The sequence below is a fragment of the Streptococcus sanguinis genome (assembly GCF_050220005.1).
Lineage (GTDB): Bacteria > Bacillota > Bacilli > Lactobacillales > Streptococcaceae > Streptococcus > Streptococcus sanguinis_Z.
Window position 1 is genome coordinate 1,481,208 of the sequence record NZ_CP071413.1, and the last position, 18,744, is coordinate 1,499,951.

General features: G+C 39.8%; 22 protein-coding genes. All 22 read right to left on the reverse strand.

Annotated elements, in window-relative coordinates:
- Positions 1-211 precede the first annotated feature (211 nt).
- Entirely contained in the window at positions 212-1,480 is a 1,269-nt protein-coding gene (locus J1C86_RS07205; RefSeq protein ID WP_002904805.1) for a site-specific DNA-methyltransferase, read from the reverse strand.
- A gap of 9 nt (positions 1,481-1,489) precedes the next feature.
- Complete coding sequence (locus J1C86_RS07210; RefSeq protein WP_032911921.1) at positions 1,490-1,912, reverse strand: helix-turn-helix domain-containing protein; 423 nt, start codon at positions 1,910-1,912, stop codon at positions 1,490-1,492.
- 205 nt (positions 1,913-2,117) lie between these two features.
- Positions 2,118-2,486, reverse strand: a complete 369-nt coding sequence (locus J1C86_RS07215) for an HNH endonuclease signature motif containing protein (RefSeq protein WP_032911919.1) — start codon at positions 2,484-2,486, stop codon at positions 2,118-2,120.
- Positions 2,487-2,786: 300 nt separating this feature from the next.
- A complete protein-coding gene (locus tag J1C86_RS07220) occupies positions 2,787-3,239 on the reverse strand; it encodes a hypothetical protein (protein WP_125409749.1) in 453 nt (150 codons plus the stop codon).
- A gap of 4 nt (positions 3,240-3,243) precedes the next feature.
- The gene (locus J1C86_RS07225; RefSeq protein ID WP_032908247.1) at positions 3,244-3,453 is read right to left on the reverse strand and encodes a helix-turn-helix domain-containing protein; all 210 of its coding nucleotides are present in this window, start codon (positions 3,451-3,453) and stop codon (positions 3,244-3,246) included.
- A gap of 4 nt (positions 3,454-3,457) precedes the next feature.
- Positions 3,458-3,979 carry a DUF2975 domain-containing protein gene (locus J1C86_RS07230; RefSeq protein ID WP_002906198.1) on the reverse strand — a complete coding sequence of 174 codons (522 nt, stop codon included), beginning with the start codon at positions 3,977-3,979 and terminating at the stop codon, positions 3,458-3,460.
- A gap of 270 nt (positions 3,980-4,249) precedes the next feature.
- Complete coding sequence (locus J1C86_RS07235) at positions 4,250-4,561, reverse strand: ADP-ribosyltransferase (protein WP_427150789.1); 312 nt, start codon at positions 4,559-4,561, stop codon at positions 4,250-4,252.
- Positions 4,562-4,614: 53 nt separating this feature from the next.
- A complete protein-coding gene (locus J1C86_RS07240) occupies positions 4,615-4,974 on the reverse strand; it encodes an HNH endonuclease signature motif containing protein (RefSeq protein WP_427150790.1) in 360 nt (119 codons plus the stop codon).
- 296 nt (positions 4,975-5,270) lie between these two features.
- A complete protein-coding gene (tenpIN, locus tag J1C86_RS07245) occupies positions 5,271-5,741 on the reverse strand; it encodes a type III toxin-antitoxin system TenpIN family toxin (protein WP_002904817.1) in 471 nt (156 codons plus the stop codon).
- A gap of 208 nt (positions 5,742-5,949) precedes the next feature.
- Positions 5,950-6,180: a hypothetical protein gene (locus tag J1C86_RS07250; protein WP_002904818.1), complete on the reverse strand. Its 231-nt coding sequence runs from the start codon at positions 6,178-6,180 to the stop codon at positions 5,950-5,952.
- A 206-nt stretch (positions 6,181-6,386) separates the two neighbouring features.
- A complete protein-coding gene (locus tag J1C86_RS07255) occupies positions 6,387-6,818 on the reverse strand; it encodes a hypothetical protein (RefSeq protein ID WP_002904820.1) in 432 nt (143 codons plus the stop codon).
- A 280-nt stretch (positions 6,819-7,098) separates the two neighbouring features.
- A complete protein-coding gene (locus J1C86_RS07260; protein WP_002904822.1) occupies positions 7,099-7,449 on the reverse strand; it encodes a type II toxin-antitoxin system PemK/MazF family toxin in 351 nt (116 codons plus the stop codon).
- An 11-nt stretch (positions 7,450-7,460) separates the two neighbouring features.
- On the reverse strand, positions 7,461-7,949 hold the full coding sequence (locus tag J1C86_RS07265) for a hypothetical protein (RefSeq protein ID WP_002904824.1): 489 nt from the start codon (positions 7,947-7,949) through the stop codon (positions 7,461-7,463).
- Entirely contained in the window at positions 7,942-9,294 is a 1,353-nt protein-coding gene (locus J1C86_RS07270; RefSeq protein ID WP_002904826.1) for a DEAD/DEAH box helicase, read from the reverse strand. Before J1C86_RS07270 ends, J1C86_RS07265 begins: the two co-directional genes overlap by 8 nt.
- Positions 9,245-9,556: a VRR-NUC domain-containing protein gene (locus tag J1C86_RS07275; protein ID WP_002904828.1), complete on the reverse strand. Its 312-nt coding sequence runs from the start codon at positions 9,554-9,556 to the stop codon at positions 9,245-9,247. Before J1C86_RS07275 ends, J1C86_RS07270 begins: the two co-directional genes overlap by 50 nt.
- A 243-nt stretch (positions 9,557-9,799) precedes the next feature.
- Positions 9,800-12,154, reverse strand: a complete 2,355-nt coding sequence (locus J1C86_RS07280; RefSeq protein WP_032911916.1) for a virulence-associated E family protein — start codon at positions 12,152-12,154, stop codon at positions 9,800-9,802.
- Positions 12,155-12,164: 10 nt separating this feature from the next.
- Complete coding sequence (locus tag J1C86_RS07285) at positions 12,165-14,096, reverse strand: DNA polymerase (RefSeq protein WP_125409638.1); 1,932 nt, start codon at positions 14,094-14,096, stop codon at positions 12,165-12,167.
- A 35-nt stretch (positions 14,097-14,131) separates the two neighbouring features.
- Positions 14,132-14,665, reverse strand: coding sequence for a DUF2815 family protein (locus tag J1C86_RS07290; protein WP_000032506.1), 534 nt, complete (start codon positions 14,663-14,665; stop codon positions 14,132-14,134).
- A gap of 1 nt (position 14,666) precedes the next feature.
- The gene (locus J1C86_RS07295; protein ID WP_004186313.1) at positions 14,667-15,809 is read right to left on the reverse strand and encodes a DUF2800 domain-containing protein; all 1,143 of its coding nucleotides are present in this window, start codon (positions 15,807-15,809) and stop codon (positions 14,667-14,669) included.
- Entirely contained in the window at positions 15,793-16,089 is a 297-nt protein-coding gene (locus tag J1C86_RS07300) for a hypothetical protein (RefSeq protein ID WP_002904839.1), read from the reverse strand. The genes J1C86_RS07295 and J1C86_RS07300 overlap by 17 nt, the downstream gene beginning before the upstream one ends.
- A 14-nt stretch (positions 16,090-16,103) precedes the next feature.
- Positions 16,104-16,577, reverse strand: coding sequence for a DUF4406 domain-containing protein (locus J1C86_RS07305; RefSeq protein WP_260468055.1), 474 nt, complete (start codon positions 16,575-16,577; stop codon positions 16,104-16,106).
- A 217-nt stretch (positions 16,578-16,794) separates the two neighbouring features.
- Entirely contained in the window at positions 16,795-18,657 is a 1,863-nt protein-coding gene (locus tag J1C86_RS07310; RefSeq protein ID WP_427150791.1) for an ImmA/IrrE family metallo-endopeptidase, read from the reverse strand.
- Positions 18,658-18,744: the final 87 nt, after the last annotated feature.

Here is an 18,744-nt window from a genome sequence, read left to right on the forward strand (position 1 = left end):
TAATTATTATGCTTAATTTTGAAATTTTGATTCAAGTTCTTTCATCGCTTGGTCCAAATACTCTAGTTCCAAACATCCAAATTGTCTAGTCTTACGAGCACGCTCTATAGCGTTCCTCAATTCCTGTACCCCAGGAGAATCTTGTGATAAGTCAACCAATTGTTCAGACAGTCCCTTGAGATATTGGAGGGCTTCTGTTTCCGTCACCTTCTTATGCTTCGCTTGTTTCCTTCTCATACTTACTAACTGCTTCTTCAAAAGCTAAGGTCTTGCCCTCACGGATTAGCTGCACATCTGACTTTTCCGTCGCTTCCATATAACGTTTGACAATAACATCCACAAACTTCTCATCCAATTCAATACCATAACAAACCCGACCGGTCTGATCAGCCGCAATTAAGGTAGAGCCACTGCCTAAAAATGGGTCCAGGATAAGTGTCCCTCGCATGGAAGAATTCTGAATCGGATAAGCCATAAGCTGAACAGGCTTCATAGTCGGATGCTCTTTGCTGGATTTTGGACGGTCATATTCCCAAATGGTCGTCTGCTTTCTATCAGAAAACCATTGGTGTTTTCCTTTTTGTTTCCAGCCATAGAGCACAGGTTCATGTTGCCACTGGTAAGGGCTTCTACCTAATACCAAGGCATTCTTTTTCCAAACGCAACAACCGCTCAGATAAAAGCCAGCGTCCTTAAAGGCCTTTCTGAAATTCAATCCTTCTGTATCTGCATGGAAAACATAGATGGAAGCATCATCCTCCATGGACTGTTCTACATTGACAAACATGTTAAAAAGGAACTGATAAAAATCCGCATCGGACATATCATCATTTTTGATTTTTCCCGCTGTTTCTTCCACATTAACATTGTAAGGAGGGTCAGTTACGACAAGGTTGGCCTTCTTATCTCCCAGGAGAAGCTGATAAGTTTCTAGCTTTGTAGAATCACCACAAATCACTCGGTGTTTCCCAAGATGCCAGATATCTCCTTGTTTCGAGATAGTCGGTTTTGTCAGCTCCCCATCTACATCAAAGTCATCTTCTTTCACTTCCTTGTTGTGAACCTTAGAAAATAGCTGATCGATTTCCGGGGCTTCAAAACCGGTTAGGTCCAAATTGAAATCCGCATCTTGCAAGTCCACCATCAGGTCTGCGAGAAGTTCTTCATTCCACGCGCCTGTGATTTTATTTAAAGCAACATTCAGGGCCTTTACCTTATTCTCATCATCAATCCGAACCTGAACACATTGAACTTCTTTATAGCCTAAGTCAGATAAGACGGTCAGTCGTTGATGGCCTCCAATTACAGTGCCATCGAAATTAACAATAATTGGGTCAACATAACCAAACTCCACAATGGATTTCTTGATTTTTTCGTATTCCTTATCACCCTTCTTGAGTTTCTTTCGTGGGTTATAAGCCGCTGGTTTTAAAGAGTCAATGGGTAAAGAAACCCATGTCATATCTTGTGTGACTTTCATACTACCTCCTTAGTAAAAACGAGATTGAATATAGCAGGCATGGCTACAAAACTTCCGGTTCGCATTGCCGTATGATAAAAAAGACTTACCGCAATGTTGGCAAGTCAATTCATAGTAAGCTGTATTTTGTTTCTGGTGTAATTCTGGATGGTTCTGCCACCAGTATCTCCGACAGGCATCCGAACAAAACTTCTTAGGTCGACCAGTTCCTTTGGGGATAAAGGTTTCTTTACAGTGAAGGCAACAAGGAAGGCCGCTGGCTTGGTCTTTCATCATCTTTGTGACGGCATTTCGATAGCCCAATAGTTCCGGATTTCGTTTGCAGTAATTGCGAACAGAATCCCTAGACAAACCGACTATCTTTCCAATTGATTGGTATCCCAAACCTTCAGAACGTAGTTTTCTAATCTGTTTTCGTTGAAAATCGTCCATTTCTGCCTCCTTTCTTTACTGAAATCTCTAATCTTTTAAACCATAAAACGAAAGAAAAATAAGCCATAACATCTTGTTACAGCTTGTTTCTCAGTTATTTATTTCTTCAAAAAATATACCCCTTTTGCATTTTGCGAAAATGCACGTTTGAGGGGGCCACGGTCTTTTGAGAGGTGAGTCACAGAGATTTGATCCCCCCTACCCCTCACCAAAAATCATATCCATAAATCGGATTATGATCCTCCGTCATAGTCTTTCGATCATGACAGGATTTACAAAGAGGTTGCCAGTTGCCCTCATTCCAAAAGAGTTTTTGGTTCCCTCGATGAGGAGTGACATGATCCACCACTGTTGCAGGTGTAATCATTCCTTTCGCCCGACACCTCACGCAAAGCGGATGTGTTTTCAAAAAACGAACCCGAGCTTTATTCCAACGGGAGTCGTAACCTTTATCCTTTGTTGACTTCACCTCAAGCGAGAGAACACTCTCGTGTTCCTTGCAGTACTTAGAGCCATAAGGAACAAGCAGCGGACAGTTTGGAAATTTGCAGGGTTGAGCGGGTCGTCTCGGCATGGTCTTCACCCCTCTCTATAAATAAATAAAAGACTGTGTTAACAAACTCTATATTCGTTATTTATTATAATGGTTTGAATTTCAGGCTCTCAACTACTCTGAGCAATTAGTTAGGTCATAGTGGTAGGAGGGCCTTTTATTATTCTCCACTTGTCATTTTAAGTTTGACAATTTCATTAACCCCAGAAAGCCATAGGTCGCGATTTTTGTTTATCCAAAACCCTGTCGATAAGATAAAGTCCCGATAAATTAATCTTTACGGGACTTCATAAGAAATGAGATCAAATAATTAAACTGCTACTAACTATTATTTCCCCTCAGAACCAATAAAATCTTACCTGTATAATCTGAGGAAATCTTCAATGAATTAATCGACTCAACTTTTATCTGTTTTATTGCAAAATATGTTTTACCCTGATAACGAATATTAAAATCATGATAAGAACCTTTTTCTACAGATTTAAAAGGGTTATTATTAAAACTAAAGTCTGTTTTCCTAATTGTTTCAATGTTTTCTTTTGTGCTCATCACATAAACATATCCAGAAAAATTACTACTTATAGCCAACTCATCCCCAATCTTTTGCTCAGATACTTGAGTTATTCCTAGATCCTCAATATCTTCTTTGGGGGTCTCTTGATTGATTTCTGATTTAATATCTTGCACGGTATCGTTAGCGCCGAAATCACATGATACAAGTATGAATGAAGCGATTAGACAAATCATACCTATAAATATACTTTGTTTTCTCATTATCTTAACTCCTTTTGTATTCAAATATATCACCAGGTTGGCAATCAAGCTCTCTGCAAATATTTAATAATGTAGCAAATCGTACCCCCTTAGCTTTTCCTGTTTTTAATATTGATAAATTCGCTTCTGTAATATTGATTCTATTTGCCAATTCTTTAGAAGTGATATTCCTAGATTTAATTATTTTATCTAAATTTATCTTAATTTCTTCCATCTCATCAAATAATCTCCTCATTTTCTTTCTGTATATAATATCCTTTTTTAAACACTATAATTAAAAAATAATTTAATGCCAAAAATAAAATATTAATCAAGTAATTTTTTATTGAAAAATCAAACAAGCTACTTACATTATCTATATTCAAAATATTAATAACTAGATTAATTAATAACTGTAAAATTGTTGAACTAATTAAAAATAGAAAGGATTGTTTTAGATATTTTAAATTTTTAATTTTAAAATACTTATCGTTGCTAAACTCTAACAATAACCTACTCCATATCCCTAATAATTTTATAAATATAAAGCATATAACTATTGCCATTATAAGAATTAATAAGGGATAAATAATTGGTGCTTCAATTATGAAATCCCCATAGTCAAATATAAAATTCCCCTGACTATTCTGCCCTCCAAAGAAAATTCCCGCTACTCCTACTAACAATAGAAAAATAAGCAGAAAAATTAGGTACCGTGCAAAAGATAGAATAACTCCAATTTTCGTTAAAAGTTTATCCATATGTATACCTCCTTCTAATTATCGTATTAGAATAATTCTCTTTTCAAGATTATTCTAATACGATAATTATTCTTTGTCAATAGTTTTGCCAATTAATCTCAATTACTTAACACATATGAAGCTCACAATCACCTTAAAAAAAGTGATACTACTAAAATAAAAAATACCTCTTAATACTAAATCCGTTTTAAAGAGGTAAATTATTATATTTCTAAAAACTAACATTTGCTAATACTTGATTTACTGAAAAAGTTGATTAAACACAGTGTGCTATAATACACTAAAGTATTTTAATTCTTCAAAAAATTGTTTGCTAACGACTCTGTATAAAATCTTGTGATTTTCTTGAGGAGCTTCATTAATAATTTCATCCAAACACTTAATTGTTTGCTCCGTTTGTTTTACAGCATTAGCATCAGCATTAGGTATCTTCCCTAAACGAAGTAAACTATTAATGTAATCAAACCGATATCCACAATATCTTTGAAGTGCCTCAAAATATTTTTCATTTTTAGCAGACGTTGAAATTGGATAAGGTGTGGGCAAATCTATTTTTTCTTCAACATATTCTTCATAATTCATTTCACTATTTTCCTAAAATTATATCTAATGTTTTACTTATATTATACACCTTTTTAGTATCTATAAACAGGAGTACGGTCTTCAATCATAGTTTTTCTATCATGACAAGACTTACAAAGAGGTTGCCAGTTGCCCTGATTCCAAAAGAGTTTCTGGTTCCCTCGATGAGGAGTGACATGATCCACCACTGTTGCAGGCGTAATCATTCCTTTCGCCCGACACCTTACGCAAAGCGGATGTGTCTTCAAGAAACGGATCCGAGCTTTATTCCAACGAGAGTCGTAACCTTTAGCTTTTGTTGACTTCGCCTCAAGTGAGAGAACACACTGGTGATCCTCGCAGTACTTAAAACCATAAGGTACGAGCCTTGGACAGTTTGGAAATTTGCAGGGCTGAGCGGGTCGTCTCGGCATAGCATTCACCCCTCTCTATATTCTTTCACATCTTAATCATATCACAATTATTCGTGCAAAGAAGTACCGACTTAGTACCGTATTAGTACCAGGGTAGTTCCGTCTTTTCTATTTTTGTAGTTTTTGCTTGACAAATAAAAAAGTTCTATCTTGTAAAAGATAGAACTCATTTAACGCTCGCATTTGGGATATAGGCAGCGAATCGCCTCAGTAATGACATCATTATACCTAAAGTAAGCAATTTACGCAATAGAAAAACTTTTCGATAATTGGTTTATTCTATTACGTTGATTCTATTACAGTATTAAATCTTGAAAATAGTCTAACGTAGTAAAACCATAATTACGCTTGTATTCCCTCGGATGTAATATTTTTTGTTTATTATGATGTTGACAATAAGTATCTAAATATTGTAACACCTCATTTTCAATCTTTTTAATATTCCGTACTGTTTCAAGATACTCATCATGGTCGACTATTGGGTCAGGACTCTTGTCTAAATATTCCACGTCGTTAATGACTACAAGCTTTGTATAGTCTAGACCTGAATGATTTTTTCTAGAGCGAACGGAACTTTTAAAATGGTATGCGTTCCTATGCCTAATATTTGTTCGATAAGGAATACAAACATAATAATCCTTATGGATTTCAAAAACAATACAGTTATAAGGTCGTTCTTGTTTAACTAATATTTCAGGAAACTGTTTTTTAGGGTAATCTTTGTAGAATTTAGTACTCAGCCTATAAATATCAAAAACATTATTCATGGTGTTCCTCAAAAAAATACGAGAGAATCATCCAGACTCTCTCGCCTTATTTCATCGCTCGGTCAATTTTTATTTTACCGACGAGTCAGAACCGTCACTCGTCTCATCATTCGGTCAATTTTTATTTTACCGACGAGTCAGAACCGTCACTCGTCTCATATGGCGATGAAATAGATATTCCTTATCTATGATTATATTATACATCATATCAGATAGCTATGCAAGTAAAATCTTTTTCCAAAGAACAACGAACCAGACGAGTGTAATAGTTCTCCATCATGTATGCCGCCATGTCAGAAATGGCTTCCTTAGTAACTGGCATAACCCGCAAACTGTGGGTTTCCTGATTATAAATCGACAGGAATTGAACCTCGATATGGTAGATATAAACTCCTGAAACATATAAAGTTGATAGAACTTCAATTTCTAAAATTTTCAAATACAGTACCTCTTTCTGTTAATATTTATAGTATAACTAAAAACAACTGATCATGGTTTGATTTTCCCCAAAATGTACAAAAAAATGTCTGAAATGACAATTTCCTGTACCTCAGACATTTTTTTAACGGTTAATGAAACCCTTCTGAAATATCAATAAAATTTAATTTTTTTTTCAATTGTTTTTCCCTATTACTTAATATCTAATTAAATTTCAATATAGGTCATATAAGCATTCGCACTCATACTATCGAGAAGATCTTTCCCATTTATTGAAGTGAAATCTCCGGGATTAATTTGAATCTGTTCCAGATCCTCTATAGCAAACCAGCCCATACTACTCCTGTCCTCGTTATCCCATATAGATGGAGCTGTGTATTCGTTTGAAGGTTTAATAATACTTCCCTTTCCGAGGTCATTAACTTTTCCAATTATAGCAAACTTCCCGTCTCTTGTCATTAAGATAATCTTTTTTATTCGATCTCTAAACTCAGGTCTAGGAGCTTTGTTGATGGTAAACAAAACTTTTCCTTCATGCTCTTGAGCATGCAATTTATATAAATTGATCCCTTCTCTAGCACTAAGTTGTCCATCAAACTGACTTCCAAATTTATAAGCTACAATTAAATCATTTGACATGATAATTCCTCCTTATTAATTATTTAATTACATAATAACAAAATTAATTTCAGTTGTCAATTCAGTTTATAATTTAATTATTATTTCAGTGTTATATTTAGTTTGTTATTTAATTATTATTTTAGTTATTTTTCAGTTTTGTCAGATGTTTAAGCATGATACCTTCAATATTATTATAGGATTAAGATTGATAGCACCTTCAATACTATGGATGATTTTTATTTAAAACATTTTCGAAATATCTCAAAAACTATGAAACTGTGAGGAATTATAAAATTTTTTAAACTCCTATCTGCATCCGTAAAGCCCGGTCAATCCGCACCAGCCAGGCTTCTTCTCGAATAGTCATGACCTTATTTTTCAGCTGAAACTTATCCACCGTAAGGATCTGTTCTGCTAAAACCAAGCTGGACCATTTGAGCCCTTTGAAAACTTTCTTAGGTAGATACACATGAGTAGGCAGGTGCTTTTTCTTTTGAACCTGCTTGGTTAGGGGAACAACCGTAACCAAATGAGAATGGTCATTAGCTTTATTATTGCTGACGACGATGGCCGGTCGAATCCCTTGTTGGATATGACTGTTTTTCTGATTTCCAAAATCTACGTAATATATATCGCCTCGTTTGCACATATGATTCTCCTCTAACTAAGTAAAAAATCTTCTAATTGCTGGTTTCTGATAGCATAAATCAAACGGAGTTCCTTAACAGCCTTCTGCTTCCACCTACTAATAGTACTCCGGCTGATATGGTACTTGACCATAAGGTTGTCCCAGCTTTCTGACTCAATAACTAAATCCGTCACAAATTCTGCTAAATCATCCGGAAGCTGACTGACAGCTACTTCAAAGAAATGCAATTCCTGAACTAAACGGCAGTAGCGCTTTGATAAATATTGATAAAGCTCCCGATTGGCTTTTTCTGTTTCTTCCTTGTAGGACAGAGCAATGACCTCACTGCGATAGGGATTCTTACTGGTTTGTACCTTTGGTTCATCAGACCGACCATAGACCATGATGTCCAGCATCTCGTTTTCTGAGATGCCGACAAACTGGTCCAACTGGCTGCGTAAGAGCTTCATCTCCTTTTCCATGTTCTTGTAATCATAGAAAAGGCTCTCTATTTTATCCATCCGCTTCCTCCTCTCTCAATTCATATTTGACGGCATCAATCAGGGATTGCTGAGAGATGTCCTTTTCTTTCAATCGTTTCATGACTTGTTCGTCTATGGTATTCTTCGTAATGATGTGGTGAACAACCACCGTTTCTTTCTGCCCTTGACGCCAGAGCCTGGCATTAAGTTGCTGGTACAGCTCCAAAGACCAAGTTAAGCCAAACCAACAAATGGTATGGCCGCCGGCTTGAAGATTAAGCCCATGACCGCTGCTTGCTGGGTGAATCAAGCCAAGGGGAATCTTTCCCTTGTTCCATTCCTCAATATCCTGATTGCTTTGAATCACTCTAGCTTCTGGAAAGCGTTCCTTGATGCGTTTCAAATCATGCTGGAACCAATAAGCGACTAACAAAGGCCGGCCATTCATACTCTCCACCATTTCTTCCAGAGCCACTAACTTCTGATCATGCAAGAGTACAGTATCCCGATTCTCATCATAAATCATGCCATTGGCCATCTGCAGTAATTTATTCGAAAGGCTAGCACTGTTTACGGCATCCAGCACCTGTCCTTTAAGTGAAACCACCATTTCTGCTTTAAACTCCTTATAAACAGCCAGCTCTTGCTCCGACATCTCAACAAGGACTTCATTATCCACTCGCTCTGGCATATTAAGATAATCCACTGCTTTCATGGAAATAGTCATGTCTGCTATCTTATCGTAGATGGCTTCTTCCGCGCCATCCTTTGGCTTATAAGAAAAGATAACCTGACCGTTTCGTTTGTCGGGGTCAAAATACTGATTGCGAAAAGCTGTGATGAAGCGTCCCAGGCGCTGTCCGCCATCTAAAATGCCAATCTCAGAAAATAGGTCCATGATGTTTCCAGGAGTTCCCGTCAGCCCAACCATGCGCTTGATTCTAAATCGAACTTTCCTAAGAGCCTTGAAGCGTTTAGCCTGATAAGACTTAAAGCTAGAGAGTTCATCAATCACCACCATATCAAAATCAAAGAGTTGATTCTGAATCAACCAGACAACATTTTCTCGGTTAATCGTATAGATAAAGGCTGCACGTGATAAAGCTGCTCTCCGTTCTGATTCACTGCCAATGGCAATGGAAATATCTAGCCCCTTTAAATGTTCCCACTTATCCAGCTCATTCTTCCAAGTATGACTGGCTACTCGAAGCGGGGCAATGACCAAGACTTTTCTGACCTCAAATGAATCCAATATCAAATTCCACAATGCCGTTAAGGTAATCACGGTCTTTCCTAATCCCATATCAAGAATCAAACAAGCTGTCTCATGCTCCTCAATGAATCGAGTCGCCACCTCTTGATAAGGATATGCCTTGTATGTCATCCAGTATTTCTCCAATCTTTCCTTTATCGTCCAACACATAAACCAGAAAACCTAGCTTTCTTAACTGCTCCATGCGCCTGACCTGAATCTTTCTAGGCTTTTCTCCTGGGGCTTTTAACTCCACAAATCCAAGCCTGCCTTGAGGTAAAACCACGATTCGATCAGGCACTCCTATCAAGCCGGGCGAGACAAACTTCATGGCAAGGCCACCTCGCTTCTGACTTTCTACTCTCAGTTTTTCTTCAATTTCTCTTTCTCGCATTTCTTTTCCTCCCAGGGTTTCCGATAGGGGTTGCCAAAAGGGTTCAAACTCCTTACGCGCGTACGGGTGCCCATTACCCCTATTTTAATAGTAGTAACACTACTCTCTTAGAAAAGATAGGCAACTAAGGAAACTAGTACTAGAGAAACCACTATTGGCAATAGCTTTGAGCAGTTTCCCATTTGGTTGCTAAAAGGTAAAATCGAAAACCTTTGGAAACCAACTAAGGCTTTCCAAGTTGCCTTACGGCACCCGGACAAAAGCGCGCTGAGTACCATACAGGGAAAATTTCATCTTACCAGTCGTGTTTCCAGTGTACTTATTCCAGCCACCGATTTTATTTAGAATCCCTTCAATCTCATAGGAATCAGCCTTTTTGATATTCTGCCGTTCCTTGCCAAAGCACTCACACCAAATTTCCATAATGCAGACCCGCTCACGTTGCTCAGTTCCCTTCAAAGTCTGACTGCCAAAGTCACTCCCAGCCAAGAAAGTCCGGCGCTCATATAAGTCCATCTTGGACCAGTTATCTGGCAATAAAGTATCCAGATACTCAGCCACAATGCCTTCTCGGTCATCCGATTCCATCGCTTCCTGTCGCTCTTTATTCGCTTCATTTTCTGCTTTTCCTTTTAGAAACAATTCCTCTCCTGCTTCATAATAGACCTTGGCTTCTGCCCACAATTGGTCTACATCGACTAGCTCCCAAGGCTTTAACTGACTGGCATCGGACACTCGAATCGGCCAAAAGCGACGGTTCCCAGTCACATCTCGCAAGAAGCCACCTTCTGAATTGGTTGAACCCACAATAATACAAGTGCGTGGGTGACTTTCGACATTCACCCCATAGGCTTGACGGAACTTATCATCCTGGCGAGATATAAAGGATTTGACAGTCTCCACATCTGTTTTTCGGATTCCAGTCATCTCGGAAATCTCAAGAATCCAATAGCCTTGCAGCTTTTCTGCTGCAGTCTTATCCCGCATGTCTGAAATCGCCAGAGAATCCGAGAACCAATCTTTGCCTAGCTTGAGAAAGAAGGTTGATTTTCCTATCCCCTGCGGTCCATTTAGTACAAGAATAGAATCAAATTTAATTCCTGGTTCGTAAATTCTTGCTATCGCAGCCACCATGGTTTTTCTCATGACTGCTCGTGTATAAGCTGTGTCCTTTGCACCAAGGTAAACGATAAGGAGCGAATCAATACGCTCAACCCCATCCCAAACCAAAGGTTCTAGGTATTCCTTAATGGGATGGTAGATCCGGTAAGAAGTCACCACAGCTAAAAGAGCATCCTTGAACTTGGTTGGTGACCAAATACCATAGACACGCTCAAAGTAGAGTTTGGCATTAGCTAAGTCCGAATCATTCCAGCCTGGGCGTGACCGTCTCCAAGGGAGCTCACCAATCACATCAATGACATTCTTAAATTCATTGTAGACAATATTTTGAAGGTTAGGGTCAAAGTGGAGAATGGTCGCAATGTTGGATAAGGTATCCTTAACACGGCCAGTCTTATCCAGCTCTAAGCTCGCCTGCCAATTCTCCGTATCAGCGAATTCCAAAGTCGCATCTGCTAAGCGCTCTTTTGCCAGTGTTTCCCTGGTCGCATCATCTTTTAGGACATAATCCTGCATAGCCTTATAAGACGGTTGCTTAGCTGAGTCTTTCTTTTCCTCATCATCCTGATCACCAAAGAGATGCAGGCGAACCAGGTCAAAAGCCGATAAAAGCCTGTGACCATAAGGGTCGGTCGCATGGTGGCTATAAGCAAACTTATCATCATAGATAACCAGGCCAGCACTCGTTGTCGCATGGACATAGTCAAAGCGCCCTGGGATGCTGGAAGGCTGATAAACTGCTGAAAGAAAGGTTTGGACTGCCTCAGTAATTGTATAAGTGCGATTGAAGGCCCCAATCAAGCCTGTCTTTTCTAGTGGGTCTGCTTGCTTGGCCATGGCTCGCTCCAGCAGTTTATTCTGCCGGCTGGATACAGGCCACTCAGTCGTATCTTTCCAGTTTTGATAGCGTGCTAAAACCGTATCTGGATTGAGGAAGTCACCCTCTAATTTTTTGAAGACAAACTCTCCGTCTTGCGAGGTTGAAGGCCAATACATGAGTCGACTCGGTTCATAGGTCGTATCATCAAACAACTCCATACCAATGCCTTCAGCTACTTTTCTGGCAACAGCCTGGTATTCATCAGCCGATACTTCCCGAGATAAGGGGAGTATCAAACGCAGCCTCGGATGCTCTTTGGTATGTTTATGCGTTGAATAGAAATAGGCAAAAAAAGAAAAGAATAGTTCTACTTCATCTATAATGCCTGGTGTCGCAAAGTCCATATCCAGAGTCAAAGCCGAGCGAGATAATACCGCATCTTTCTTTCGTCTTCCTTTGGCTAGCTTTCCTAAAACAAAGCCACCGACATCTTTAATATTATCTTGCTTTGATTTAGCAAATTTCTTATATTCCGCTACCGTTTCAGCCGTTCGAATAGTTGTTGAAATGCGGGCTTCAAACTGCTCCAAGCTATAACTGGTTTGTGTCCAAATCTTATCGGTTCGTTTGTTTCCTAATGAAATGGCAAGTTCCATTCGTTCCTCCTTAATCTTTCTTATAAAATTCACAGGCATAGCCGTCTGCTCGTAAAGGCAGACTTTCGGCCCAGTCCGGCTTTGTGGCAAGTAGCTGGCAGACTTTTGCCACACTCTCTTCTCTCACTTCTACCACCGCTTCATCATGCACATGAAGAACAATAGCTAATCCCTTTTGCTTGAGCTGTATCATGCCATAGGCCAATAAATCTCGGGCGATACCCTGAACAATATTTTCCACTAACTTTGGTCCATAGGTCTCAAGCCTTGTCCATTTCTTACTCTCTCCAATCCCTTCATAGGTCAAGCCGGGCTTGCCGAATGCGTTCATTCCCATGCGAGGTTTAACATAGGCTAATTTACGACCTGAAGGCAACGTAATAAAGAGCATTCCCGATTGATAACTAATGACTAGATTCTTAATCTTCTTCGGTTCTCTTGTTTCGTATACCTGCTTTGCGACCTTATCTATCTCCCACCAAAAAGCGACAATATGTGGATTGGCTGACCGCCACTGATTGACGAGCGGCTGCAACTCCTCTTCTTCCAGTCCCATATCCAGTGCTCCCATAGCGGTTAAAGCACCAACTGAACCACCATAGCCAAGAGCCAGCTCCGCAATCTTACCTTTTTGACGAAGGTGGCTATTAACACCGTGTTTCTCAACCGGTACTCCAAACATAGAAGACGCAGATGCGCAATAGATATCCTCGCCCTGTTCAAAAACATCTAACCGCCAAGATTCTCCAGATAGCCAAGCCAATACCCGAGCTTCAATCGCCGCAAAGTCAGCGACGATAAACTGATGACCTGCTTTAGGGACAAAGGCAGTCCGGATGAGTTCAGAAAGGACACCCGGGACATTCTCATAGAGAGTATCCAAGGTTTCAAACTGCCCTTCTTTGACAAGCGTTCTAGCAAGGGACAAATCCTTGAGTTTGTTCTGAGGGAGATTTTGTACCTGGACTAACCGTCCAGCCCAGCGGCCGGTACGGTTTGCCCCATAGAATTGCAGGAGACCGTGTACCCGACCGTCAGAGCAAACACAGCGTTCGATAGCCTGGTATTTCTTGACGGAGGTCTTGGACATCAAGAGACGTAGCTTTAACATTTCAAGCACTTCTCCATCTGCTTCTTTGAGATGTTTCGCTACCTCTTTCTTTCCCAGCGAGTCCATGAAGACTCCTTGTTCTTCTAACCAGCCTTTCAGTTGAGAGACAGAGTTAGGATTTTCTAGGCCACTTAGCTCATAGGCACGCTTCGTCACTTGCTCCTTATAAGAGAGGTCACAAAGAATGGCCTGTTCAACCAACTGCTGGTCTACCTCTATTCCTCGGTCATTGATTTCTTGATCCAGCTGATAGAAAAACTGCTCACTCTCAAGCAAGGGATAGTTTCTTAAACGAACTCGAATGGCTTGTTCCACCTCTACATCTCGCTTGCAATAGCTTTTAAACAGTTCCCAGTCCTCTGGTGCGTGATGAGGAAAGTTTCGCTCGCGCATACCATTGGCTTTCGTTGCTTTACAGGGCAGACAGAAATACCGAATAAGCCTGCTTCCCTCTTTCATCTTTTGTTCTTCTATGTTGAGAACTCGGCCCACTCCTTCAAGGGATAATGGTAGGCCTAGACTTGCTGCAAGCACTGCCGTACAGGACCAGGAATTAGCTGAAAGATGCTCTCCTAGAAGCTTGGAAAGACAGACCCTCTCAAAGTTGGCGTTGAAGGCCGTTTTTATAATGGCATCATCTAATAGAGCTAAACGAATCTCTTCAGGAATCTGCTCTCCCTGAGCTAAGTCTACCACCTGCGTTTCGTTTTCGTCCTCCTTATAGGCAAAGAGCAAAATCTCAAAGGCTAGACTGTCCACATAGCGATAGACTCCGCATTTTGTTAAGTCTACATCTGAATAAGTTTCAATATCAATGCTTAGAGTTTTCATCCGTCCTCCAATAGGTAAAGAGGTGGAGACCCACCTCAGGCTAGAAAGTCGTCATCATCAACGGTTCCGAATTCATCTTCTGCTCGAACTCGACCACCTAGCGGCTCTCCGTCTTTCAATTTTTGAATGTTGCCAAGACCAGCTGCCACCCCACGATTGCCATTGGAATTAAATCCATAGAAGGTCACAGACACTCGGCCATAACAGCCTGAATAGACTTCTGTCTGATCCAGGATTGGCTGTACTTGCTGGTCTACGACCTGGGGTTTTTGTTTGGAATTACAGTTGATAAAATAACTATTGGCATAGGCCTCATCATCCGGCCGGTCAATGTCTCCGTCTCGGAGTGGCAGTTTCAGATTGGCTGGAATCTTCCCGCCAAATTTTGAGATAGCTTCTTGTTTGGCCTGCTCTACGGCTTGTTGGATTTTCTGAATGGTGGCCTTATCACTCTTTGGAATAATAACCGATACAGAATATTTCGGTTCTGAACCGTTGATAGATTGCGGTTCCCATACATTGGCATAGGACAGGCGACCAGGAACAATGACTTTTGTTTCTTTTGACATATTAGTTTCCTCCAAATTCAGCTGCTGCTGGAATGTATTCTTTTCGTTTATCACTTTCAGGAACAAGGGTCAGCTTGCCCTGAGGTTTGCGAACCAAGTGACCTAACACTCGATTAAATTCTTTCTTTCCCATCCGTTTCTCGAGTTCAGTCAGAGAAACCAGACTTTGTTTATAGATATTGGTGAAGCCTTCTGCTTCTGCAAGTTTAGCTACTTCATCTTCGTTAGTGAACTGGCGAATAGAGCGACCTTCAACCAACTTAAACCCATTCCATGATTTATGAGAATTAATGGCTACTTTTGTCGCATAGTCTTTCACCTCTGTCGCCCATTTGACCAGGTCATCCACATGAAGAAGAATTTCTTCAATCTCGCCATCCGTCAAAAGATGAGGAGAAGCCAGTTGGAATTGTTCAAGCTCTTTATGATAATCCATCCGTGCCCGAAGAACAGCATTACATGGTGAGAACTGACACCAGGGGCCATAGGTGACTTCCCCTTCGCCTTTAAAGGCCAGTTCAGCCTTAGGTTTCAGCTCCGTCTCAGCCCACTCTAGCAAATCTTCTCGTTGTAAAATAGCCGTTGAGATATTCCCTTTTCGTGGCTGAAAAATGGTCATCTTGACTTCTTCAATATCATAGAGAGCATCGTAGAACTCCAAGGCTCCCAGGGCATAGAGCTTCATCTGCGGGTTGTTCTCGGCTTCGACCAGCACCCCTTTGCCATACTTGAAGTCCACAACATGCAGGGTGCTGTCTACCACAATGACACAGTCAGCCGTCCCAAATCCTTCTGGAACATAGCGCGAAAAGTCAACTTTCTGCTCAATAAGAACAATTGGATCACTGGTACCTTGTTTCAGTTGTTCAAACTCATCTATGATGAAGGCAACATAATCTTCCGTGGCTTGTTCCATCTCAAGCGTCAATTCACCTTCAGGTTCTTCTGCTTCTATCCGAAGTGCACTTTTCAGCTTATACTCAGCTAGAGCATGGGCCAGTGTCCCCTCTTCTGCTGCAGGATTAGTCTTGTGTTCAAAGAACTCCTCTAAGCGAGCAAGAGGCGGCACCGTCAGCCAGCGGTGGCTGGAGGATGCTGATAATAGAGCGTGTTGTTTTTCTGCCATATCAGAGTCCTTTCGCATCTTCAAGAAGGGAAGAATAGCGCTTTTCTTCTACCGCAGAGAGCTTGTTTGCTCCATACTTTTGAAGGAGTTCTCGTACCTGTTCTGTCTTGCCTGCCCGAGATTTTTCAGCCAGGACTTTGCGGATATCTTCAATGGAGATAGTTGGTGATGAAACCTTTTCAGTTTTTTTAACAGATACTTCATCTGTAATGTTGACTGCACCACATAGTTCTTCCAGACTGTCTGCCAGCATCCGTAAGTTGGAGATAACGGTTTCTAGTTTTTTCATTTGTGCCATAGCTTTTTCCTTTCTTATTCTAAGAACATGCTTGGAAACTTCGACCAAACAGAATCTTTAGCAGTCGTCACTTTTGGATTTTTTTCTCCTGCATAGCGAACCTTATGTCCGCTGCATTGGAGTGCAAATAAAGGTTCTACCCGGTCATCAATTTCCATGGTATGTGGATTAATAGGCTGACCATTCTCATGGAATAATCGGAAAGTTTTTCCCAGCTCTTTCGCCGTTTCAATCTCATACTTCATACCTTGAGAGATATTGGGACCATAGACCCAAATCTCATCACATCGTTTTAAAAGCTCCTGTCCCATAGTCAGCCCTTGAATTCGCTCATCGGGATTTCGGTCATTTAAGAACTGTGTCAAAAGTAAATGCGGAGCGATGGGCACATAACCTGCCTTAGCAGCTTGCTTGGAATAAGCAAGTGCCTTCTTTTCGTTTTCTGCAACATTCCCTCTGTAGGGTGAACATATAAACACTGTTTTCATTCGGAAAAATCCGTCCTTCATCATTTTTTGGAGTTACTGTCGATGGCCATCTCCGACTCACAAGACTAGTATAAAACCATTTGGCGAAAGTCAACAGAGCAAAAAATGAGGGGTTTTAAGCCGAAAAATGCGGGGTTAGTAGGTAGACCTTTAACTAGAAAGACTGTTAAAACGCAAAAAAGACCCCTCAAAAAATGAGGGGTAAAAATAAAATTTTTTAAATTGTTTCTATATTCATGGATTTTAACTTTTCATTCACTTCTTCCACTGAAAGATGATAACAGTTTCTGAGAATCATTTTATAAGCACTATGATGTGGAATCATATCGCTTAAGCTATGAGTGCTCTTTCCTATCAAATCAAAGCTAAAATCTGGATACAGCTTTAGTCCGATACAGACAGCAATTATGTTCTTCAACTTCCCATTCTCTCCGTGCTTTGTTTCCATTCTTTCTATTGTAGAAACACTGACACCACTGTATTCTTCCAATTGTTCTCTCGAACAATCTTTTCTGTCTCGATGGAAACGCAATGTCCCACAAAAATGATTCGGAAGAGATTCCATAATGCGCTGAATCTCAGAAAAAATATGACCAGAGTATTCTGGGATTGAGTTGACTTCAATGATATGTTCTGAAAAATCAATCTCAATTTTTAGTTCGGGCAAATTTCCACGATACAAAATATAATCGTTGAAATCCTTATAACTAATACTTTTTCGGCCTGCATAGTGGATATCAAAAATAAGACAGCATTCATCCATGTGAGAGTATGCATAGTCAGTCATTTGATAAACTCCATATTCTACCATACGAACATACTTCTCAGAGTTTATGCAAAAATGAGAATCTACATAAACATATTTTCCCGAATCCATTAGCTCTCTAAAACGTTCATTCTTGAAGTTCAAAAAACAAGCATTGTTAAAAGAGATGGTAAAGGTTTGATTGTTCTGAATCGCATCCGCTTCACAGGTATAGCTCTTGATGTATTCATGCCCCACATACTTGTAGATGCCTTCAAATTCGGTATAACCAAGTTGCATCATGCGAATCTTAACAGCCCATCGAGACACTTGAAAGAATTGAGCTAAATCATCAATCACCTGTTCAAACATAGTGATCCGTTCATCTTCATCAAAAACTAATGAATATTTGAGAAACAGTTCTTGGACCATCATTTTCGTGGTTTTTCTAGGCATCAAAATCCTCGCCGCAATGCCATTAGCCTGCCACTCCATCCAGTCATAAGTACTCCATTTATCTTCTTTGATAGCTGAGCGATTTAAACGACTAGAAATTTTGGTATCTTTCGCTCCTAATAAACTCTTGTATTCATTGTGAGTACGATGCAGAAGCCAGTGAACACATTCATGAATAATGGTATTATTAAAACTTCCCTGATTCCGAAGTCCTTTTACCTGAGGGTCAACAAGAGCAGTTCCGGCCTTCACAGTACGTTCTTTTTCTTGATCTCCATCAAAGAAAGTCACAAGACTATCTTTAAAAACCATCTCACCAAAAATAGAGCCATCTGAGGAAAGAGTACCTTCTTCAACCTCAACTCCAATATTCCCTGCAAAATCATAGATGGGCAGTGCCATAGGAGCTTGCAACATTTCTGGATAATATTGTTCTAAAATGTCTTCAGCAATTTTATCCATATTCTTCGCGCTAACATAGGGCACAAATTCTTTTGAAAAATATGGAGTAGGGCCCTTCTCACTTGAAGGAACATAAGGCTTGATCTTTAAAACAGAGAATTGATGAAGACCATCAGCCAATAAATACTTCACTTTTACTGAAAGCCAAATTTCAGCACTTTCTTTTTCATAGCCAAATTGGCTATGACCTCCAATATTTAAAAAACCAATTACAAGTAAATCCGAAACAATAAAATCTCCACTTTTATTACTTGAATGGAAACTCTTTATAGAGAAGTCATCTAGTTTGGTAAACTTGGTGTCATCAATTAAATACGAGGATAGATTTAAGGATTCTCTAGAGTTATAAACATACGAATTAATCTTAGCAAAAAGCTCATTATAAAATGTATTTTGGAATAAAGTTTTAAATGACATAACAATCTCCCTTTTTAATAAATTTTCTACAAATTTGAGTTGTAGTTCCATATAAATCACAAAAGAAATTTCTTAATCCGTTTTTCA